Below are 21022 nucleotides of genomic sequence, written 5' to 3' on the forward strand. Positions count from 1 at the left end.
AGGCTCGCAAGCGCTCGCACCTCAGGATGACGGCGACAGAGCCGCGTTCTTTCAACGTTCATGAACTACAAAATCGCGTGCGGCAGGAAGCGCGAGGTGTTGCCGGTGATCGGATTCTCGTCTTCCCGAATCGAGAGTCCGCAGGGCGTGCCGGTCCACCAGCCAGCTGCCGAGCACCGGATACTGCCCGGAAAAATTCGGCAGCGGCGCCAGCGCCTGGCGGATGAAACCTTCGGCGCCGTAGGGGCCTTGCTCGGCGACCAGCGTGACGCCGGCGCTGACCAGCTCGACATTGGCGCCCTCGCGTGAATAGATCGGCTTGCGCACGAACGACGTGCCGAGCTGGGCGGCCTGCGGGTCGTCCTCGAAATAGGCCGGCAGCAGATTGGGGTGGTTCGGGAACATCTCCCAGAGCAGCGGCAGGATGCCCTTGTTGGAGAGGATCGCCTTCCATGGCGGCTCGATCCACTGCGTCGGCGCGGTCGCGAGGTTCTTGCCGAACGCGTCGTGGAACATCCACTCCCACGGATAGAGCTTGAACGCGAGCGCGATCGGGCGTTCGTCGAGGTCGACGAACTGACCGTCGTCGCGCAGTCCGATCTCCTCGATGTCGAGCAGCGTGGTCTTCAGCCCGGCCTGCGCCGCGGTGTCCTCGAGATAGGCGAGCGTGCCGGCGTCCTCGGGATTTCCGGTCAGTCCGGTGAGATGCAGCGGGTGGGTCGCGCCGATCCTCTTCCAGGCCTCGATCAGCCGGTCGTGGATCGAGTTGAACTGGTCGGCGCGCTTCGGGATGATGTTGCGTTGGATCGCCTGTTCGAGCCAGGTCCATTGAAACACCGCGGCCTCGAAGATCGAGGTCGGCGTATCGGCATTGTATTCGAGCAGCCTGGCCGGGCCGCGGCCGTCGAAGGTGAGATCGAGCCGGCCGTACAGGCTCGGATTCCTGCGGCGCCAGCTTGCCGCGATCAGATCCCAGTACGCCTCCGGTATCTTCAGCCGGCGCAGATAGCGTTCATCCCTGACCGCGCGTCCGGCGAGCTCGAGACACATCGCGTCGATCTCGCCGGTCGGCGCCTCGATCGCGCGCTCGATCTCGTCCAGCGTGAAGGCGTAATAGGCGCGCTCGTCCCAGTACCGTTCGCCGTCGATGGTGTGGAAGGTGAAGCCGGCGTTCTCGGCAGTCGTCCGCCAATCGTCGCGTTCGGGAAATGCGATGCGTTGCATGAGGGGAAACCGCGTTCGCTCGTCAGCCTGGTGTCAGCTTCCGCCATGCGACGGATCGTCGTCGCCGTAGCGGGCGATGGTGCGCGGCGCGCCGCCGAAGCCGCCGGAGGGCAACCGTTCCGCCGATTTTCCCTTCGTTCCGTGTCCTGCATGGTGGTGGCTGCGGGCATGGCTTGGCGTCAGGCCGATCGACGCCGCGCCGATCGCGATACTTCCCATCAATTTCAGCCATACCCGGCGCGAGCGTTTCATGAACGCCAATCCCTGCCTTGCCGTCTGCGGAGCCATGGCGAGTTTCCATCAGCTGCGTTCGCCGGGCAAGCGAAAGCGCGATGACACGGCGATGACACGGCAACATGCATCAGCTGCCGCTGAAGCCGAAAGCATGCGCGAACGAACCGAAGCCGCCGCGGCTCACCGACGAGCTAGACGACGAGCTCGAGGAAGAGGAGGTGCCGCTCGACGACGGGCTGCCGCTGTAGAAGCTGCTGCGCGACGAGCCGCTGCTGCCGCCCGATCCGGACGATGAGCTGCGCGTTGTGCAGTCGACGCCTGGTTGTGGCGGGACCGGTGTGACGACGCCCGGTGCGGTGACGCCCGGCGGTGTCGGCGGCACCGGCTGGCAATTCGGCCGCGGCATCAGCGCGTAGGCGCTGCCGCCGACCGCGAGCGTTCCCATCAAGAGCAGCGCGACGTGGTTGGTGCGCTTGGATGGCGCATCCGGCCGCGGCGGCGTCGGCACCGCCGGCACGACCGGTCGCCGTTTGCCGAAGTCCGGGTTCGGTTTGCGCGCCATGGTTTGGTTCAACGGCTCAGTAGATCATGCAGGCCGCGTTCAGCGCGCCTGCGGCCAGCGAGGACAGCCCGAGCCAGATCGCCGGCGCCATTTCGCCGGAGGCGATCCGCCCCGACAGGTTCGGCACCGGGATCTTCACGATGTAATAGACGATGATCTGCACGATCAGCGCGATGATGCTCCAGATCAGGCAGTCCACCACATTGGCGGAGTGGGCGATCGCGCTGACCACCGGCAGCACGAAGCCGAGCAGGCTTAAGCCCAGCGCAATCGCCGCCGCCGGATCGTTGTCGCGGATCAGCTGGAATTCGTCATGCGGTGTGACGCGTGTGTAGACGAAGAGGTAGGCGACCACGGCGATCAGCGCCGTGCAGAAATAGACCAGGAACGCCGGCAGGCCGGCGAGGGATTGCAGGATCATGTCGGGGCGGTCCGGGAGTTCGTCGGGATTCGCGCGAGGCAGGATTGCACGTTCCCTTGGTCGGCGCATGCCGAGAGCCGGTTCAATCCAAACAAAAACCCCGCCATTTGCGGCGGGGTTCAGGTCGAAAGGAGCGAACCTTGCGGTTCTCTGCGGGCCCGGAAGGTCAGGCGGGAATGCGCTCGTCGGCCTCGTGCGGCTCGCGCAGCACGTAGCCGCGGCCCCACACGGTCTCGATGAAGTTGCGGCCTTCGGAGGCATTGGCGAGCTTCTTGCGGAGCTTGCAGATGAAGACGTCGATGATCTTCAGCTCCGGCTCGTCCATGCCGCCGTAGAGATGGTTGAGGAACATTTCCTTGGTGAGGGTGGTGCCCTTGCGGAGCGAGAGCAGCTCCAGCATCTGGTATTCCTTGCCGGTCAGGTGCACGCGCTGGCCGCCGACCTCGACCGTCTTGGTGTCGAGATTGACCACGAGATCGCCGGTCTGGATGACCGACTGGGCGTGACCCTTGGAGCGGCGCACGATCGCGTGGATGCGGGCGACCAGCTCGTCCTTGTGGAAGGGCTTGGTCATGTAGTCGTCGGCGCCGACGCCGAGACCCTTGACCTTATCCTCGATGCCGGCGAGGCCGGAGAGGATCAGAATGGGAGTTTTGATCTTCGACACCCGCAGCTGCTTGAGCACGTCGTAGCCGGACATGTCGGGCAGGTTGAGGTCGAGAAGGATGATGTCGTAGTCGTAAAGCTTGCCGAGATCGACGCCCTCTTCGCCGAGGTCCGTCGTGTAGACGTTGAAACTCTCGGACTTGAGCATCAATTCGATCGACTGCGCGACGGCGCTGTCATCTTCAATCAGCAAAACGCGCATGCCAGTCCCCTATAGTCGCCGCTCCGGGCGTCAGGTCGGCCGCACTTGCGGCACTCACAAAACGCCTTTGAACAACTGATTCGGATCCTGACGAGATATGGTTAACAAAAACTGATTCCTCCGCGCAAGCTCTAACCGTGCAATTTTTGTCGAATCGCCCTAAGATATTGCGTAGAAGAAGCTTTTCCTAACCGCGTCCGTTCAGTTTCCACATTAAGAGACGGGCCTAACCGACTCTCGCGACTCGCCCTTCTTCTGATGGGCAAGCGACCTCAGTCACCAAAGACAGTGACGCAATGATTAATGATGCGGGTAAACACGAAGTTAAGCGGCCGGAGCAAAAAAGCGGAAACTTAAGGTTTTCGCAATGAAGGCGCTCGCGGAGCAGATCGGCGACATCGACGGCGTCAATATTTATGGCCGCGTGGTCGGCGTCCGCGGGCTGATGGTCGAGATCGCGGGCCCCATTCACGCGATGTCGGTCGGCGCCCGCATCGTGATCGACGTCGGCGCGGGCCGCTTCATCCCCGCCGAGGTGATCGGCTTCTCCGGCGAGAACGCGGTGGTGATGCCGTTCGGCGGGCTCGATGGCGTGAGGCGCGGTTGCCGCGCGGTGATCGCCAATGCGGCGAGCCAGGTGCGGCCGTCGCCGGCCTGGCTCGGCCGCGTCGTCAACGCGATGGGCGAGCCGATCGACGGCAAGGGCCCGCTGGTGCAGGGCGCCTCGCCGATGTCCTACCGCAACTCGCCGCCGCCGGCGCATTCGCGCAAGCGGGTCGGCCCGCCGCTCGATCTCGGCGTGCGCGGTCTCAATACGTTCCTGACCTGCTGCCGCGGCCAGCGGCTCGGCATCTTCGCCGGCTCCGGCGTCGGCAAGTCGGTGCTGCTGTCGATGCTGGCGCGCAACGTCGATGCCGCGATCTCGGTGATCGGGCTGATCGGCGAACGCGGCCGCGAGGTGCAGGAATTCCTCCAGGAGGATCTCGGCGAGGAGGGGCTGGCGCGCTCGGTCGTGGTGGTCGCGACCTCGGACGAGCCGGCGCTGATGCGGCGCCAGGCGGCGTATCTGACGCTCGCCATCGCGGAATATTTCCGCGACGAGGACCAGGATGTGCTGTGCCTGATGGATTCGGTGACGCGCTTTGCGATGGCGCAGCGCGAGATCGGCCTCTCGGCGGGCGAGCCGCCGACCGCCAAGGGCTACACGCCGACCGTGTTCACCGAATTGCCGAAGCTGCTCGAGCGGGCAGGGCCGGGCACCGGCGACGGCACCATCACCGCGATTTTCACGGTGCTGGTCGACGGCGACGATCACAATGAGCCGATCGCGGACGCGGTGCGCGGCATCCTCGACGGCCATATCGTGATGCAGCGGGCGATCGCCGAGCGCGGCCGCTATCCCGCGGTCAATATCCTCAAGTCGGTGTCGCGCACCATGCCGCGGTCGGCCGACCCCAACTTCCTGCCTTACATCAACAAGGCGCGGCAGGTGATGGCGACCTATGCCGACATGGAGGAATTGATCCGGCTCGGGGCCTACCGGCCGGGTTCCAGCGCGGAGGTCGACGAGGCGATCCGGCTGCATGAGCCACTCGAGGCCTACCTGCGCCAGGCCAAGGACGAGTCCACCAGCCTTCCCGACGGCTACCGGCAACTGGCTCAAATCCTGTCGGGTTTGGAAACGGAACGCTAACTTTGTCAGGCCATCATCGCCGGCACACCATAGCTATGCCGGCGGGGCCCAGCGGGGAGCCGGCTCTGTCCCGCGTTCAGATTTGGGACTTCTGGGGAGTATGAGTCGATGAAGTCACGTGAAACGCTGATCCGTCTGAAGAAATTTCAGGTTGACGAGAAGCGCCGTCGGGTTACCCAGATCGAAGGCATGATCGCCGACTTCCAGCGCATGTCGGTCGAGCTCGAGCGCGAGATCCAGACCGAGCAGGAGCGCGCCGGGATCAACGACCCCACGCACTTCGCCTATCCGACCTATGCCAAGGCCGCGATCCAGCGCCGCGAGAACCTGACCCGTTCGGCCGACGAACTGCGCGCCCAGCTGGACGACGCCAAGGCGCTGCTGTCGGAGGCATTCGAGGAATTGAAGAAGGTCGAGCTGCTCGACGAGCGCGACCAGGCGCGCGAACGCGCGGAGGAGAGCGCTCGCGAACAAGCCGACATGGATTCGATCGGCCTGATGCGGGCCCGTCTCGGCGTCATCGCCTGAACCCTCGCTCCCTCCGCTGACCAGATTGAGAGCCCGGGCCGATCGCCCGGGCTTTTTGCTGGGCGCTGTCCACAAGCCGCCGACTTGCCGGCCACTTGTTAGCCCCTTGGCGGATCGTGGTGTCCCAAAATATGCTACCACCGGTCAGGACGGATGATCGGCAGCACGGTGGCAATGACGCGATGGGGGATCGGGGCTTGGAGGGCGCAAGATGCTGACGCCGGCTGAGCTGGTCTGGCTGATCGCCGCCGTCGCCAAGGGGGATGAGGCCGCCTTCGAGCGGCTGTACGCCGCGACCCGCGCGAAACTCTTCGGCGTCGTGCTCCGTATCTTGCGGCGACAGGACCTCGCCGAGGAGGTCATTCAGGAGGCTTACGTCAAGATCTGGAACAGCGCCGGGCAGTTCAACCCAGCCCTGTCGTCCCCGATCACGTGGATGACGTCGATCGCGCGCAACCGCGCCATCGACGTGGTGCGCAAGCGCGGCGAGGCCTCGCTGGAGGAAGAGCCGGCGGCGATGGAGGTCGCAGCCGACCAGCCCGATCCGCTGGCGCGACGGGAGATGACGGAAGAGTTGAAGCGATTGCTGGAGTGCGTCGGTCGTCTGGAGCCGGATCGTCAGAAGCTCGTGCTGCTCGCCTATTACAACGGCTGGAGCCGCGAGCAACTCGCCGCAAAGTTCGAGACGCCGGTGAACACGGTGAAGACCTGGCTGCGCCGCAGCCTGATGGATATCCGGGAGTGTCTTGGACTCTGATTGATGGCCTATAGCGAAGACCATATCGCGCTCGCCGCGGAATATGCGCTCGGTACGCTCGATGCCGAGGAGCGCGCGCAGGTCGAGACCATGATGGCCGTCGACAGCGAGTTCGCAGCGCTGGTGCAGGCCTGGCAGTTCAGGCTCGGGCCGCTGAATCAGATGGTCGGCCTGGTCGAGCCGCGTCCGGTGGTCTGGGACAACATCAAGGCGGCGATCGGCCCCACGAGCGCGCCGCAGGCGCCGCTGGTGCTGCCCGAGACGCCGGCCACGACGATGACGCCGCCGCCTTCGCCAGTCACAGACGATCCCGAATTCGGCTCGGCGTTCGATCCGGAGCCTGCGCAGTCGCCCGAGCCCCGGAGGCTGCCCGAGGCCCGACCGCCGCGGGTCATCTTCGACGAACGCAACGTGACCGCGCTGACGGGCCGCGTGAAACGCTGGCGCGGCATCGCGTCGGCCGCGACCGCGATCGCGGCCGCGCTGCTGGTGACGCTCGGCCTGCAGATCTACAAGCCCGACGCCTTGCCGAATGCGATCCGGCCGAAGCCGCGCATCCAGACCGTCGAAGTGAAGACGCCGGCGCCGGCGTTGACGCCGTCGGCGCAATATGTCGCGCTGCTGCAGGGGCCGAATGGCGGGCCGGCCTTCATCATGACCATCGACGGCGCCACCAAGAACTTCACCGTCCGCAAGGTCGGCGCCCCGTCGGAGCCCGGCAAGAGCTTTGAGCTCTGGCTGATCTCCGACAAGCTGCCGCAGCCGCGCTCGCTCGGCGTGATCGGCGCCGATGATTTCACCGCGCGCCCGGTGCTGTCGGGCTACGATCCCGACGTGATCAACGGCGCCACCTACGCGGTGACGGTGGAACAGGCCGGCGGTTCGCCGAACGGCCAGCCGACCTCGGCGCCGATCTTCACCGGCAAGCTGATCGAGACCGTGCCGGGCGCGTCGGCTTCGCCGCCGCGATAGGCCGGCCGCCCATCGTCAGAGGTTGCCGATGGTGGCCGTCCGTCATTGCGAGCGCAGCGAAGCAATCCATCCTTCCGCACGAGCGGTGACAGTGGATTGCTTCGCTGCGCTCGCAATGACGTGGATAAGATGTCGCGTCGACCACCCGCAAAAAAGAAAACGCCCGTGGGGAGCGGGCGTTTTCGATAGTCAACTTGGGGGTAGTTGGGGGTCTTAAATATCCACGCAGCGACTTTGGGGGGCTGTAAAGAACACTACGTGAATTCGTGAAACTCTCCTGTTAGCGGACCAGCGAGTTGCTGGAGCTGGTGATCGCGACGGGCTTGCCGGCCTTCATGACCCGCGCCGTCTGCGTGTATCCCTCATCCGACGAATTATGTGCCGCGATGCCGAAACCCGCGACCAGGATACCGGCGAACAACGCCACGACCACAATCTTCAGGTGCGTCATACGATCGGCGCTGTAGATCGAGTGGTTCATGGAAGTCTCCTGCCGCCTTCCTGCTCTCAGTAAATCTGTCGGTTCGGTCTGTTGTCCGGTTCAACGTCTCGTGCCCCGCTAACGTAGGATTTGCCGATTCCGTTCCCTAGAGGCCATCACAAGGCCGTGATGAGACGTGATCGGGCGCGATCAAAAATGACCCTTTGGTAATCCAAAGCGCATTAAAGCTATTTAATATCAGTGTCTTGGGATTGTGCTGGGATGCTGCATCCCAGATAGGGCCGTTCCGGACCTGTCTGCATAAATCAGTTGCCTGTGGCGAGAAAGCACAGACGAAAACCCAAGTGATTTGCGGCCGCTAGCGCGTTTTCGCGCGAGCTGGACGCCCGTCCCGCGTGCAGAAAACGCTCCGGAACAACAGGCTCTAGACGCTGCCGACCGTCTTCAGCCGGGCCCTGGGATGGATCTCGGCTTGCGACAGGACGGTGGTCTGCGAGCGGAACCGTTCCACCAGTGAGCGAACGAACGGCCGGATCGCGGCCGACGTCACCAGGACCGGCGCCTCGCCCTCGCGCGCCGCCTGCTCGAAGGCGTTGCGCACGGCGGTCATGAACTCCGACAGTTTCGAGGGCTGCATCGCCAGGCTGCGGTCGTCGCCGGTGCCTACGATCGACTCCGCAAACGCCTGCTCCCAGCGCGCCGACAGCGCGATCAGCGGCAAATAGCCGTTCGGCGAGGTGTTTTGCGCGCAGATCTGGCGGGCCAGCCGGGCACGGACGTGCTCGACCATGGTGGCCGGATTGCGCGAGAACGCCAGCGCATCGGCGATGCCTTCGAGGATGGTCGAGAGATCGCGGATCGAGATGCGCTCGGCGAGCAGCAATTGCAGCACGCGCTGGATGCCCGACACCGTGACCTGGCCCGGCACGATGTCCTTGATCAGCTCGCCTTGCTCCTTCGGCAGGTCCTTCAAGAGCTTCTGCACCTCGCCGTAGGACAACAGGTCCGCCATGTTGGTCTTGAGCAGCTCGGTCAGATGCGTCGACAGCACCGTGGCGGCGTCGACCACGGTGTAGCCCTTCAGCGCGGCCTCTTCCTTCAGGCCGGCGTCGACCCAGGTCGCCGGCAGGCCGAAGGTCGGCTCGATGGTGTGGATGCCGGGCAGTTGCACCTGGTTGCCGGCCGGGTCCATGACCATGAACTGGCTCGGCCAGATCTTGCCGGTGCCGGCGTCGACTTCCTTGATCTTGATGACGTAGCTGTTGGCTTCGAGCTGGACGTTGTCGAGGATGCGCACCGCCGGCATCACGAAACCCATCTCGATGGCCAGTGAGCGGCGCAGCGCCTTGATCTGCTCGGTCAGGCGGTCGGTGCCGTCGGGGCCGTTGACCAGCGGCAGCAGCGCGTAGCCGAGCTCGATCTTGAGGTCGTCGATCTTGAGCGCGGCGGCGATCGGCTCCTCCGCGGCCGCAGCGGCGGCGGCCGCGGCTGCAGCAGGGGCGGCGGCGGCTGCCGTTTCGGCCGCCTTCGCAGCCCGCTTCTGCTTGCGTGCGTTCCAGGCTAGCACCGCGGCGCCGGAGCCCAGCGCCAGGAACGGCAGCGTCGGAATGCCCGGCAGCAGCGCCAGCACCAGCATCACGCCGGCCGACATGCCGAGCGCCTGCGGATAGCCGGAGAGCTGGCGCATCAGCGCCTTGTCGGCGGCGCCGGTGATGCCGGCCTTGGAGACCAGGAGGCCGGCGGCGGTCGACACGATCAGCGCGGGCACCTGGGTGACGAGGCCGTCGCCGACCGTCAGCACGGTGTAGGTGCGGGCGGCTTCGCTGAAGGAGAGGCCCTGCTGGGCGACGCCGATGATGATGCCGCCGACGATGTTGATGCCGACGATCAAAAGACCGGCGATGGCATCGCCGCGGACGAATTTCGAGGCACCGTCCATGGCGCCGAAGAAACCGCTCTCGTCTTCCAGCGCCTTGCGGCGCTCCTTGGCGGCCTTCTCGTCGATCAGGCCGGCGGAGAGGTCGGCGTCGATCGCCATCTGCTTGCCGGGCATCGAGTCCAGCTGGAAGCGTGCGGCGACTTCGGCGATGCGGCCCGAACCTTTGGTGATGACCACGAAGTTCACGATCACCAGGATCGCGAACACGATGATGCCGATCACGAAGTTGCCGCCCATCACGAAGTTGCCGAACGCCTCGATGACGTGGCCGGCGGCCGCCGTGCCCTCATGGCCGTGGCTCAGGATCAGCCGGGTCGAGGCCATGTTCAGCGACAGCCGCAGCATGGTCGAGATCAGCAGGATGGTCGGAAACGACGAGAATTCCAGCGGCGCCTGGATGAACAGCGAGGTCATCAGGATCAGGATCGAGACCGTGATCGAGACCGCCAGGAAAAGGTCGAGCACGATCGAGGGCAGCGGCAGGATCAGCACCACCAGGATGGTGAGGACGCCGATCGCCAGCGCGATATCGCCGCGCTTCAGGATGTCGCCGATCTCGCCGAGGCTCGGCAATCCGCTCTTGCCTGCCGTGCCCTGACCCGCCGTGACGTCGACCATGGTAGCCGCTCTCCCCCGCGACTGGCGGCTGCGGCCGCCAAGCGTCTGCGCGACGGCCGCAGGGCCGCCGTTCCGAAAGTGAGGCACCGCGCTGGCGTTCACGGGGATCTCCACCCGTTAGACGCGTTCGACGACACTCGACTTCACTCGGCAATTCTTGCCGGGTGTATGGTTAGCAAAGGGTTAATAAGGGCTTTCGCGCGACCGCACGGGTCGTCGCAGGCGCCGGCAGGGGGATTCGCGGCCGGGGTGAGAGGGCCTCGTGGTCAAGATGCGCCGCCCTCACCATGAGGGTCCAGACCAGGATTTTGCCCCGCAACAACGCGTCATCCTGATGAGGAGCCCGCCAAAGGCGGGCGTCTCGAAGGATGGCCACGGATGAGGCCGCAGGCCTTGCGGCCTCTATCTGAGCGCACCGAGCACGACGCCCGATGCGGCGATGATGCCGAGCGTGATGACACTGGCGCGCCACAAGAACTGCTGCCGGGCGGCGCGCCGGTCATGAAAGGCCAGCCAGTCGTGGACAAAGCCCGCGGGGATGTCGAACACCACCGCCGACTTGTTGCGACGGTGCGTTTCATGCTCGCAGTACATCGTCCGGACCGTCGGCACGCCCAGCCGCTCGAGCTCGCAGTGCCACTCCCAGGCATGCTTGCCGTTGGTCCAGCGATTTTCAAAGGGGATCACGTGTGATTCCATGACGAGCCTCCTGGCCCACCCTTGAACCTCACGCGACAAGTCTAGCCGATTTCATGGGCTGGCGCGAGATTGACGCCGCACCGGGGCTCGTGCCCGTGCGGCGCGATGGCGGTAACTCGTCCGGGCGCCATGGAGCGTCCCCGGCGGCCCTGCGCCGGGTCCGCCCGGCGGTGCAGAGGCCCGCTTTAGGCGGGCTCAGTCCAACTGCGCCAATGCGTCGGTTGAACATGGACGTGGTCATTTGAACCAACGACCCAGTCGGCGCCGTCCTTGTGGCAGGGGAACACGAGCGCATGGACCATTCCATCATAGTCCAGGACACAGACTTCGAGATCCCGGTCTGCTGGCGCAGTTGAAACGGGTAGCCATTCTGCGGGCAAGGTATGCATGATGTACCTCCGATGAAATGCATGCGGTTCTCTCGGTGCGACGGCCGGGGGCGTGGGGCATCTGGCTTGACGCCAGCACGCGAGCGTCTGTCGCTCGTCAGTTCCGTCACAAGCAGCGCTGCCGGCCTGCGACGCACAATCCACCGTCCGAACGATCTTGGCACGGATGACGATTGGCAAGTGTGAACCAGCTCGCACTGCTTTCAATCTTCTTCGACAGGATGATCGCCGTCGCGCGATCGATATTCCTACACGTCCGGACACTTTCTCAAGTCGTATGCACGAGCACGATCAGTCCCGCCACAATCAACGCGGCGCCGGCGGCATAGCTGAGGCGGTGGCCGACCGGGAGCAGCTTCTCGCAGGCGACGTAGACGGTGATGCCGACGATCCAGAGCAGGTTCATCACGCCGCCGACGAACAGCAATGCCATCAGGAACCAGCAGCAGCCGAGGCAATAAAGGCCGTGCCGCAGCCCCATGCGCAGCGCACCGGCCGTGCCCGGTCGCCAGTGCCGGCTCAGGAACAGCACCGGGCTCTGGCAGTAGCGCAGGCAGGCGCGCTTGAGCGGCGTGAACTGGTAGAGCCCGGCCAGCAGCAGGACGCCGCTGGCGAGCGTCGCGCTGGTAGCAGCCATCGCCATCGACAAGAGGCCGGCGAGGTCGAGTTGCCATTGCGCCAGCGTCGCGGCGAGGCTAAAGCCGGCCCAGATCGCGAGATAGCCGCACAGGAAGATCCAGGCCTCAGCGAAGGGAGAGGGCGTTGCCGATTGCTTGCGCTTCAGGGCGGCGAACAGCAGCACCATCGGCGCGACGCTCGAGATCATCATGGCGACCATCATCGTCAACCACATGACGAACACCAGCACGGCATAGGAAGGCGTCCATGGCGTCGGATCCATCGGCATATCAGCCATGCTCATGTCGATGCCGGCGCCGGCCAGGAGATAGGCCCAGGCCAGCGCCATCACCGCGGCGATGCCGCCTGCAAAGATCAGGCGGTCATGCCGCAGGACGTTTTCGAGCGCCGATGTCTCGCTCATGTTGGGATCCCAGCAGCCGAACGGCCGAACCGCGCCCGGCTGTGTCAGGCCGCGACGCCGTCCGGCGTCTGCACGACGTTGGCGAGCGAACTGTGCGAGCCCTTGGTCTCGTACTTGATCGCCCCCGTCGAGCGGATGTTGGAGGAGGCCACCTCGGCCCCCCTGTGCTCGAACCCCTCCGGCATCACGACCTGGATGCGATGCGGCGTGCCGGTGACAGGATTCTTGATCGGCTCGACCTCGGTCTCCAGCACGCCCTTGGCGACGAGCTTGGCGACGCGCCCGTTCTTGTCGAAGGAGAACTCGATCGGCACGAACACCGGATCATGGATCTTGGTCACGATCAGGCTGAAGATCTGGAACAGCGTGCCTTCGGCCGAATTCTTGCCGGACAGGATGTTGAACAGCGCTTCGCGCTGTTCCGCCGTGGCGCGCTCGTCGATGATCGGCTGCATCTGCCCGTTGCCCTCGTGAAGCGCGCCGGGAAAGTCGACGGTTGCCGCGAACACCAGGCCGTCGAGCTTGGTGCTGCCGAAATGCCCCTTGGTGATCCGCATGCCGACCATGCCTTTGCAGGAACCATGCGTCGGCAGCGCATTGAAATCGCAGGGGCAGCCAAACGCACAATTGCAGTTCTTGATCCATTCGCCTTCGAGACGCCAGTCAGAAGCCATGGCAAACCTCCATATGACTGTCGGTGATCAATGCAGGCGCTTCAGAATGCCTTCCGCTTCAAAAAAACCGGATCAGTTCAAGTAGGCCGGGATCATAGCAGCAACCGGTCCGGCGGTACAGGAAGCGCTGACGCCCGATCGCCCAAACATCGCCGCGGCGGCGCACGGAGGCGCCGATCGGGGAGGGAGGACGGACCGGGATTGAACGTCCCAGCCTCGACGTCAGACGAAATACCGAGCAAGTCGCTTCGTGTCGGGGGATTCCATGACAAGCCAAGGAGACCGTGCGGCGGCGACGACCGGCAAACCCTGGATTGGTGGTTTCGGGGCTGTCGCGGCTGTCACCCTTTCCGTCGCGACGGGTGCTGCCGCAAAGCCTCCGGGCCAGGACGCCGCCATGATGCGCATGCTGGCGTGCGACGGCGAAGGCGTCAGGATGGAGGTCTATCTACCGCTATCGGTTGCATTGGCAGGCCAAGGCCTGCGCGCCGGCCAGACGGTGATCGGCTACTACGCGCTCGACCTGACCGAGGCCAACAAGGGCAAGCCGCTTGAGCCGGTTCGCGTCACGATGAGCGCGGACAAGAAGATGGTGACCGTCGACCAGTACACAAGGGGACTGCCGCCGACACAGATTCCGGTGGGCGGGGGCACGGTCGATTTCGATCAGCGGTTTGCGAAACGCGCCGAATGCGGCCCGTTCCAGTCGCAGGACCCGAACTTCGGGAATTGATGCGACGCTAGCCGCGCGCGAATCCGCCGCGGAGCGTGCCGTTTCAAGGGGCGGCGTCCCCTTGCTGGCGCATGCCTAATCTCTCGGCAATGTGGCTTGACCCGGAGGCAAATGCCGACGAAGTTCCGCCTGCCGTGGTAATTTCTTCTGAATTTTCCCCTGAAGTCGCTACGTTCATTCCCGACTCGCGCCGGGCGTGGCTGCGCCTTGTCGTGGCCGTGGTGATCGGCTCGCTCGGCAGCGTCGGCATGTGGTCGGTCGTGGTGGCGCTGCCGGCGGTGCAGACCGACTTCGGCGCGACCCGCGGAACGGCCTCGCTCGCCTTCACCATGGTGATGCTCGGCTTCGGCCTCGGCCAGGTCGTGACCGGCAAGATCAGCGACCGCTACGGCATCGTCGCGGCGATCGGCGCCGGGATCGGCATCCTCGGCCTCGGCTATGTCGGCGCCGGCTACGCGCCGTCGATCTGGGCCTTCATCCTACTGCATTTTGCCATCGGTCTGTCGTCGGCGGCGACCTTCGGCCCGTTGATGGCGGAGGCGTCGCACTGGTTCGAGCGCTACCGCGGCCTCGCGGTCGCGATCGCCGCGAGCGGCAATTACGTCGGCGGTACGGTGTGGCCGCCGCTGGTCAATTTCGGCATGCAGAGTGTCGGCTGGCGCACCACCCATATTGCAATCGGCATCTTCACCGCGATCTCGATGCTGCTCGCACTCATGGTGCTGCGCGTGTTGATGGGCGCAGCGACCAGGCGCAGCCATGGCAACGCGGCACCACCGCGGGTCGACCTCAAGCTTTCCACCAACGCGCTGACCGCGATCCTGTCGCTGGCGTCGATTTCCTGCTGCGTGGCGATGTCGATGCCGCAGGTCCATATCGTCGCCTATTGCGGCGATCTCGGCTACGGCGTGGCGCGCGGCGCCGAGATGCTGTCGCTGATGCTCGGCTTCGGCATCATCAGCCGGATCGGCTCCGGCTTCCTCGCCGACCGGATCGGCGGCATCCGCACCCTGCTGATCGGCTCGATCGCGCAAGGCGCGGCGCTGTTGTTCTATCTGTTCTTCGACAGCCTGACCTCGCTCTACATCATCTCGGCGATGTTCGGCCTGTTCCAGGGCGGCATCGTGCCGAGCTACGCGATCATCGTGCGCGAGGCGATGCCGGCGTCGGAGGCCGCGACGCGGATCGGCATCGTGATCTTCGCCTCGGTGTTCGGTATGTCCTTTGGCGGCTGGATTTCGGGCGTGATCTTCGACGCCACCGGCTCCTATGCCGCCGCCTTCGCCAACGGCCTCGCCTGGAACCTGCTCAATGTCAGCATCATTCTGCTGCTCATGATGCGCTCGCGGCAGCGGGTGGCGCTGGCGTAATTCTCGATCACACCGCCTGGCCGGCCCTGAGCAATGAGCAGCCGGTGATCTTCAGGCTGCCGTCGGCCTGCCGCTCCAGCGTGTAGAGCGCCTCCCACGCCTCGCCATTGGCGTCGACGATATGGACGCGCTGTGCGATCCGGCCGCCGTCGCTGCGCGCCTCGCCGAACTCGAAGCTCCTGTGCCGATAGACCGGCGCGTATTGGTTCTGCACCATCGACATGAAGATGTCGGCTTGCGGAAAGATCTGCCGGATCGCCGGCGCGGCATGCGAATAGGCCGCCGCGGCGTCGTCGCGGCCGAACGCCTGCTCCTGCGCGCGGATCACGGCCTGCGCGGCGCCGACGTCGTCGGCCGCTGCGGGAGCGAGCGAGCCGAGCAGAATAGCGACGAACATCAGGATGATGCGCATGCGGTGGCACCGTCGACAGTCGACCTTCCAGCCGCCGCAAGGCTACTCCCGCACGACCACGGCGGCAACGGAGCAGGCGCATTCGGCGGCTGGCTCCGAACGGCCACGCAGCGCGATGTCAGTTGACGCGCCGATGGTGCCGCAGCGCCTCGGCAGTCGGGCATCCGGCGTGCCGCGCATGACGCGTTGCGAATGGCTGCTCGATGGTGACGATCTGGCAACCGTATTGCGCCGAAACCTCGGCGATGACGTTCGACACCGCGTCGTCGATGCGCGAGCCGGGCAGATGCGCGACGATCAGGTCGCCGATGCTGAGCCGCTTGCGGACGCGCAGGTCGTTGTCGATGCGGTAACTGAACAGGGCATGGATCACGCCGCGGCGATCGCGAATCGCGATCAGCCCGGTCTCGGGCGAGCTGCCGCGGCAGCGCCGGCGCACGAACCGCAGCCACTGATCCGTGGTAATACTGGCATCATGCATGAACACCAGCGGATAGGCCACGATCGCATGCTGATGGTCGATCGGAAGTGCCTGGAATTGCTCGTTCATCGCCGGATTCCCCGATGATGGCGAAACTGCTGGGGAAAGCGCGGCGCAGCATTGATCTGCATCAATGCCGCCGGCGGTTGATCCAGATCAAATCGGGGTTGATAGTGCCACGCACCTAACCAAGCGGACACCCGAAGCCATGAGCATTGCCGAGCCACTGCAGGATTCCTGTGCAGGCGCGACGCGTTCCGACTGCAGGCACGGCCGCGCCACGAATGGTTGCGAGGACTGCAAGGTCAGGCTGTTCAGCGTCTGCGCTGCGCTGGAGCCGTCCGAACTCGAGGAGCTCGACCGGATCAGCCAGGCAAAGCAGGTTCCGGCACGAACGACGCTGTTCGAGCAGAGTGCGCTGGCGGGCAGCGTGTTCAATGTCACCGACGGGGTCGTGCGGCTCTACAAATCATTGCCCGACGGCCGCCGCCAGATCGTGGGTTTCGCGCTGCCGGGCGACTTCCTCGGACTTGCGCTTCAGGACCGCTACGGCGTCACCGCGGAGGCGGTCAACGACGTCGCGGTTTGCCGTTTCGTGCGATCGGCGTTCCTCGCCTATGTCGACGGCAAGCCGCATCTGTTGCGCCGCCTGCATGAGTTCGCGGGGCACGAGTTGAGCCTGGCGCAGGACCAGATGTTGCTGCTCGGACGGCGCAGTGCCGAGGAAAAGATCGCTGCATTCTTGCTCCACATGCAGACGCGATACGCCCGGATCGGAAGCGTGTCCGTTACCGTGCCGCTGCCGATGAGCCGGCAGGACATCGCCGACTATCTCGGTCTCACCATCGAGACGGTGAGCCGCACGCTGACCCGCCTTGCGCGCGAGAAGGTGGTGTTGATCGTGCCCGATGGCGTGCGGCTGCTCGACCTCGAACGGCTCAAGCTGAGCGGCGCGAGCTGACGCTGCGGCGTCGGCTTTTGATCCAGCACAAGGCGATGCGCGCGCAGGCGCGCTAGGTCTCTCCATCACATGCAGGAGACGACCCATGCCTCTCGACACCATCCTCGTCATGATCGCGGTCACCGCGATGTTCGCCACCATTGCCGCCGTTATTGCGTGGGGCGACCGGCAGACGCGCGATCTGTGATACTGTCGTGTGATCAGAGCCATTCCGGTCCGATTGAATCGGAACGGGTCTCTGGATCGTTGTCTTGACGCGTTTTCGTCACGCGAACCGGTATCCACTTCGCCTGAAGACGCTCTATCTGATCGAGCCCTTGAAATTATCGATGTCCGGCGAGGGACGGGCGGGAAACAGCCGCGCGGTCGAGGAATTGTCAAGCCGGCGCTTGCACTTCGCTTCGTCGGCGTCCTTGTTCTCGGTGCCATCTTTGTTCGAGTAGCGCTTCTTCGCGAACAGATCGTCCTGCCGGTTGACGATCAGCATGGCGTGGTCGCGCTCGAGCGTGTCCGGGTTCTTGCGCTGCTCGTCGGAGCGGAACGTGCCGCCGACGATCTTGCCCGTCATCTCGTAGTCGCAGCCGGCCTTCCAGTCGCCCTGGTCCCACTTCCATCCCGTCGCCTTCAAGGTACCGTTGCTCTCGGTGGTGATCTTGATGATGGCGTTATGGGCGAGCCAGATGCCCGCAAGTCCGCTGCGCTTGTCGTCAAAGCCTTCGAGCAGCGCCAGGCGTTCGCGCTGCAATTCGTCGACGTGGTCGCGGGCATCGACGGTGAAGTGAACCTGGGAGCTCTGCTTGTTCCAGGCCGGGTGCAGGAATTCGGGATATTGCTGCGCCTGGCTCTTCACCCAGTTGCGCTGGTCGTCGATCAGCGCGCGCCGCGTCGCTTCGTCGAGGTGCGGCTGCAACGCCTTCCAGGCGCGGTTCAGCCGCCGGTCGTTGTCGGCCAGATCAGGGTCGGCGCAGATTTCCTCGTCGGTCGCCGTCTCCGGCCTGGTGCAGTCGAAGGTCGGGACGACGAAGGCGGTGTCCGCCCGGTCGGATGCCGTATCCTTGCCGGCGGCAAAATAGCTGCCGGTGACCTGCCACATCGACGAGCAGTCGACGAAGCCGTCCCACTCCTCGTCGTCGATGCTGCCGACGATCCGCAAGGTCTCGCCCTGGCGGCGGAGTTTGACTGACGGCGGCCTGGCGGGAGCGGCCGCAGCGTCGGCTTTCGGCTTGTCGGCCGCCGTGTCCGTATTGATCGCCACGGTGCCGGCGAGCCAGCCACTCCCCGCAGGCTTCAGGTCGGCGGTGAGCTTGCAGCTTCGCCTGCGGTCGCCGCCATAGTCGCCGCGCAGATCGGCGGCGAGGCGATAGGCGCCGCCGCCGGCAGGCGTCAGCGTGATGTTGCCGAAAGCGTTGACCCAGTTGCCGGCGAAGCCGGGACGGCCGGATGCCATTCCCTCAAGCGCGGCGGCGCGGCGGCGCAGGGCTTGCGCAAAGCTCTCCTTCAATTCGTCCGCGTCGCTATCGGCCAGCACCTCGGCGGCGTCGATGATCATCTCGTTGAACCAGGCCTGGTCGCGCTTCAAGAGCGGCTTGATGTTCGCAGGTATCTTGCCGAGCGCCACGTCGAACGCCCGGTCGATCTGCGTCACCAGCCTTTCGGTGCCGGCCTTCCTGCAGTCCGCGATCTTGATCGTGCCGTCGCCGCCATCGCCGCACAGCCTGATCGCGGTCGGCCCGCTGCTTGATGCCCGCAGATCATCGTCCAACGCAACGGACGGGCCGGATGCAAGGACCGCGATGGCCGCGACGGCGGCCGCAAACCGTGGAGAGCAAGGCATCGACGTCACCCGCACGGCCGCGCCATGCGGCCCCTGCGGCTTGGGTCGCCCGCCGCGCGCGCCGGGTTCAAAATGTCGGCGGCGTGCAGGCCGAAATCACCTCGCATGGCTTGGCGCCGATGCAGCGGAAGCGGTGCGGGCGGCGGCTTTCGAAGTAATAGGCGTCGCCGGCGTTGAGCACCCGCCGCTCGTCGTCGACCGTGACCTCGAGCCGGCCCGAGACCACGATGCCGCCTTCCTCGCCCTCATGCACCAGCGGCACCCGGCCGGTGTCGCTGCCGGGCTCGTAGCGCTCTTTCAGGATTTGCAACGCCCGGCCGAACAGGCTGTCGCCGATTTGCAGATAGGAGATCGGCTTCTTGCCGATCTCGGTCAGCTCGTCGGCGCGATAGAACGCCTTGCGCGGCCGCTCCGGCTCGATCGCGAAGAATTCGGCAAGCCCCATCGGGATCCCGTCGAGGATGCGCTTCAGGGCGCCGACCGACGGGTTCATCTGGTTGGATTCGATCAGCGAAATCGTCGAATTGGTCACGCCGGAGCGCTTGGCGAGTTCGCGCTGCGACAGCTTGTGCCGCGCGCGGATGAATCGAAGCCGACCGCCGATGTCGACGCTCATGGCAGTCCCCTTGGCAAATCTTTGTTGCAGGTGTTGCGGATCGAACAAATCTTGGCAGACCGCCTCAACAAGATCAATGGCTTGCGCTGCGGCAGAAAAGGACTTGTTGAGTGCCTGGAAGAGTGGTCCGACTAGCATCAGTCAGCAATGGAGCGCCGCCGTGACCGTTCATCAGATTCCGAACACCATCAAGACCGACTCGTTTTGGATGCCGTTCACGGCCAACCGGCAGTTCAAGAAGGCGCCGCGGCTGTTCTCCTCCGCCAAGGGCATGTACTACACCTCGGTCGACGGCCGGCAGGTGATCGACGGCTCAGCCGGCCTGTGGTGCGTCAACGCCGGCCACGGCCGCCCGCAGATCGCGGCCGCGGTCGAGCGGCAGTTGTCGACGCTGGATTTCGCGCCCTCGTTCAACATGGGCCACCCGCTGGCGTTCGATTTCGCCGAGCGGCTCGCCGAGATCGCCCCGAAGGGGCTGGATCGCGTCTTCTTCACCAATTCGGGCTCTGAATCGGTCGATACCGCGCTGAAGATCGCGCTGGCCTATCACCGTGCCGCCGGCCAGCCGAGCCGCACCCGCTTGATCGGCCGCGAGCGCGGCTATCACGGCGTCGGCTTTGGCGGCATGTCGGTCGGCGGCATGGTCGCCAACCGCCGCCAGTTCGCGACCCATCTGCCCGGCGTCGACCACATCCGTCATACCCACGATCTCGCCCGCAACGCCTTCGCCAAGGATCAGCCGGAGCACGGCGCCGAGCTCGCCGACGATGTCGAGCGGATGGTGGCGCTGCATGGCGCCGACACCATCGCGGCGGTGATCGTCGAGCCGGTGCCGGGTTCGACCGCGGTGCTGCCGGCGCCGAAGGGCTATCTGCAGCGCCTGCGCGAGCTCTGCACCAAGCACGGCATCCTGCTGATCTTCGACGAGGTCATCACCGGCTTCGGCCGCCTCGGCACCCCGTTCGCCGCCAACTTCTACGGCGTGACGCCCGACATGATGACGACCGCGAAGGGTATCACCAACGGCACCGTGCCGTGCGGCGCGGTGTTCACCAGCCGTCAGATCCACGACGGGCTGATGGTCGGCCCGGACAACGCCATGGAGCTGTTCCACGGCTACACCTATTCGGCGCATCCGGTGGCCTGCGCGGCGGGTCTTGCCACGCTCGACATCTACAAGGACGAAGCTCTGCTGACCCGCGGCGCCTCGCTCGCCGACTACTGGCGCGATGCCCTGCATTCGCTGAAGGGCCTGCCGAACGTGGTCGACATCCGCAACCAGGGCCTGATGGGTGCGGTCGAAGTCGCGCCGCGCGATGGTGTCGTCGGCGCGCGCGGCTACGACATCATGGTCGATTGCTTCAACCGCGGCCTCTACTTCCGCATGAGCGGCGACTCGCTGGCGTTGTCGCCGCCTTTGATCGTTGAGAAGTCGCACATCGACGACATCGTCTCGATCCTCGGCGACTCCATCAAGCGCGTGGCCTGATAATTGCTAGCTAGATATTAGCTGGCTCTACAAATTGCTGTCGCCGTTGCGAAGCAGAGTGGTT

21 protein-coding genes and 1 pseudogene are annotated in these 21022 nt (G+C 65.2%); 8 read left to right on the forward strand and 14 right to left on the reverse strand.

Annotation, left to right across the window (positions count from 1 at the left end; genetic code table 11):
* Positions 1 to 65 precede the first annotated feature (65 nt).
* The 5 genes and pseudogenes from ACVWZM_RS30340 to ctrA form a co-directional block, all read right to left on the reverse strand.
* Positions 66 to 1224: pseudogene (locus ACVWZM_RS30340) on the reverse strand (glutathionylspermidine synthase family protein).
* 33 nt (positions 1225 to 1257) lie between these two features.
* Positions 1258 to 1512: a hypothetical protein gene (locus ACVWZM_RS30345; RefSeq protein ID WP_141342805.1), complete on the reverse strand. Its 255-nt coding sequence runs from the start codon at positions 1510 to 1512 to the stop codon at positions 1258 to 1260.
* A gap of 73 nt (positions 1513 to 1585) precedes the next feature.
* The gene (locus ACVWZM_RS30350) at positions 1586 to 2020 is read right to left on the reverse strand and encodes a hypothetical protein (RefSeq protein WP_076824380.1); all 435 of its coding nucleotides are present in this window, start codon (positions 2018 to 2020) and stop codon (positions 1586 to 1588) included.
* A gap of 16 nt (positions 2021 to 2036) precedes the next feature.
* Positions 2037 to 2441 carry a DUF350 domain-containing protein gene (locus ACVWZM_RS30355; RefSeq protein ID WP_057015189.1) on the reverse strand — a complete coding sequence of 135 codons (405 nt, stop codon included), beginning with the start codon at positions 2439 to 2441 and terminating at the stop codon, positions 2037 to 2039.
* 166 nt (positions 2442 to 2607) lie between these two features.
* Positions 2608 to 3309 carry a response regulator transcription factor CtrA gene (ctrA, locus tag ACVWZM_RS30360; RefSeq protein WP_016848562.1) on the reverse strand — a complete coding sequence of 234 codons (702 nt, stop codon included), beginning with the start codon at positions 3307 to 3309 and terminating at the stop codon, positions 2608 to 2610.
* 367 nt (positions 3310 to 3676) lie between these two features.
* On the opposite strand from ctrA, the gene fliI reads away from it, so the two are divergent.
* The 4 genes from fliI to ACVWZM_RS30380 all read left to right on the forward strand — a co-directional run bounded on the left by fliI (position 3677) and on the right by ACVWZM_RS30380 (position 7259).
* Positions 3677 to 5002 carry a flagellar protein export ATPase FliI gene (fliI, locus tag ACVWZM_RS30365; RefSeq protein ID WP_028335735.1) on the forward strand — a complete coding sequence of 442 codons (1326 nt, stop codon included), beginning with the start codon at positions 3677 to 3679 and terminating at the stop codon, positions 5000 to 5002.
* Positions 5003 to 5110: 108 nt separating this feature from the next.
* Positions 5111 to 5530, forward strand: a complete 420-nt coding sequence (gene fliJ, locus ACVWZM_RS30370) for a flagellar export protein FliJ (RefSeq protein WP_016848565.1) — start codon at positions 5111 to 5113, stop codon at positions 5528 to 5530.
* Positions 5531 to 5741: 211 nt separating this feature from the next.
* Positions 5742 to 6287 carry a sigma-70 family RNA polymerase sigma factor gene (locus tag ACVWZM_RS30375; protein ID WP_028335734.1) on the forward strand — a complete coding sequence of 182 codons (546 nt, stop codon included), beginning with the start codon at positions 5742 to 5744 and terminating at the stop codon, positions 6285 to 6287.
* A 3-nt stretch (positions 6288 to 6290) separates the two neighbouring features.
* Positions 6291 to 7259: an anti-sigma factor gene (locus ACVWZM_RS30380; protein ID WP_076824378.1), complete on the forward strand. Its 969-nt coding sequence runs from the start codon at positions 6291 to 6293 to the stop codon at positions 7257 to 7259.
* 280 nt (positions 7260 to 7539) lie between these two features.
* Here the strand turns inward: ACVWZM_RS30380 and ACVWZM_RS30385 are convergent, their stop codons facing one another.
* The 5 genes from ACVWZM_RS30385 to ACVWZM_RS30405 all read right to left on the reverse strand — a co-directional run bounded on the left by ACVWZM_RS30385 (position 7540) and on the right by ACVWZM_RS30405 (position 13062).
* Positions 7540 to 7740, reverse strand: a complete 201-nt coding sequence (locus ACVWZM_RS30385; RefSeq protein ID WP_016848568.1) for a hypothetical protein — start codon at positions 7738 to 7740, stop codon at positions 7540 to 7542.
* A 385-nt stretch (positions 7741 to 8125) separates the two neighbouring features.
* Positions 8126 to 10258, reverse strand: a complete 2133-nt coding sequence (gene flhA, locus ACVWZM_RS30390) for a flagellar biosynthesis protein FlhA (protein ID WP_050383751.1) — start codon at positions 10256 to 10258, stop codon at positions 8126 to 8128.
* Positions 10259 to 10660: 402 nt separating this feature from the next.
* Positions 10661 to 10957 carry a hypothetical protein gene (locus tag ACVWZM_RS30395; RefSeq protein WP_028341258.1) on the reverse strand — a complete coding sequence of 99 codons (297 nt, stop codon included), beginning with the start codon at positions 10955 to 10957 and terminating at the stop codon, positions 10661 to 10663.
* Between the two features lie 657 nt (positions 10958 to 11614).
* Positions 11615 to 12388, reverse strand: a complete 774-nt coding sequence (locus ACVWZM_RS30400; protein WP_076824374.1) for a DUF2182 domain-containing protein — start codon at positions 12386 to 12388, stop codon at positions 11615 to 11617.
* 44 nt (positions 12389 to 12432) lie between these two features.
* Entirely contained in the window at positions 12433 to 13062 is a 630-nt protein-coding gene (locus tag ACVWZM_RS30405) for a DUF1326 domain-containing protein (protein ID WP_057015186.1), read from the reverse strand.
* 265 nt (positions 13063 to 13327) lie between these two features.
* Here ACVWZM_RS30405 and ACVWZM_RS30410 point away from each other — a divergent pair, with 265 nt between their 5' ends.
* Both ACVWZM_RS30410 and ACVWZM_RS30415 read left to right on the forward strand, forming a co-directional pair.
* Positions 13328 to 13795, forward strand: a complete 468-nt coding sequence (locus tag ACVWZM_RS30410; RefSeq protein WP_244558650.1) for a hypothetical protein — start codon at positions 13328 to 13330, stop codon at positions 13793 to 13795.
* Positions 13796 to 13929: 134 nt separating this feature from the next.
* Positions 13930 to 15165: an MFS transporter gene (locus ACVWZM_RS30415; protein WP_076824390.1), complete on the forward strand. Its 1236-nt coding sequence runs from the start codon at positions 13930 to 13932 to the stop codon at positions 15163 to 15165.
* Positions 15166 to 15172: 7 nt separating this feature from the next.
* Here ACVWZM_RS30415 and ACVWZM_RS30420 read toward each other — a convergent pair whose 3' ends face one another.
* Positions 15173 to 15577 carry a DUF4864 domain-containing protein gene (locus tag ACVWZM_RS30420; RefSeq protein ID WP_076824372.1) on the reverse strand — a complete coding sequence of 135 codons (405 nt, stop codon included), beginning with the start codon at positions 15575 to 15577 and terminating at the stop codon, positions 15173 to 15175.
* A 118-nt stretch (positions 15578 to 15695) separates the two neighbouring features.
* Complete coding sequence (locus ACVWZM_RS30425; RefSeq protein ID WP_141342804.1) at positions 15696 to 16079, reverse strand: hypothetical protein; 384 nt, start codon at positions 16077 to 16079, stop codon at positions 15696 to 15698.
* Between the two features lie 187 nt (positions 16080 to 16266).
* On the opposite strand from ACVWZM_RS30425, the gene ACVWZM_RS30430 reads away from it, so the two are divergent.
* Entirely contained in the window at positions 16267 to 17019 is a 753-nt protein-coding gene (locus ACVWZM_RS30430) for a Crp/Fnr family transcriptional regulator (RefSeq protein WP_057015183.1), read from the forward strand.
* Between the two features lie 301 nt (positions 17020 to 17320).
* Here ACVWZM_RS30430 and ACVWZM_RS30435 read toward each other — a convergent pair whose 3' ends face one another.
* Both ACVWZM_RS30435 and ACVWZM_RS30440 read right to left on the reverse strand, forming a co-directional pair.
* Positions 17321 to 18853, reverse strand: a complete 1533-nt coding sequence (locus ACVWZM_RS30435) for a lysozyme inhibitor LprI family protein (RefSeq protein WP_083714866.1) — start codon at positions 18851 to 18853, stop codon at positions 17321 to 17323.
* A gap of 67 nt (positions 18854 to 18920) precedes the next feature.
* Entirely contained in the window at positions 18921 to 19469 is a 549-nt protein-coding gene (locus ACVWZM_RS30440) for a cupin domain-containing protein (protein WP_018273259.1), read from the reverse strand.
* Between the two features lie 160 nt (positions 19470 to 19629).
* Here ACVWZM_RS30440 and ACVWZM_RS30445 point away from each other — a divergent pair, with 160 nt between their 5' ends.
* Positions 19630 to 20958, forward strand: coding sequence for an aspartate aminotransferase family protein (locus tag ACVWZM_RS30445; protein WP_035631725.1), 1329 nt, complete (start codon positions 19630 to 19632; stop codon positions 20956 to 20958).
* Positions 20959 to 21022 lie beyond the last annotated feature (64 nt).

This window comes from Bradyrhizobium sp. USDA 4501 (assembly GCF_054062115.1).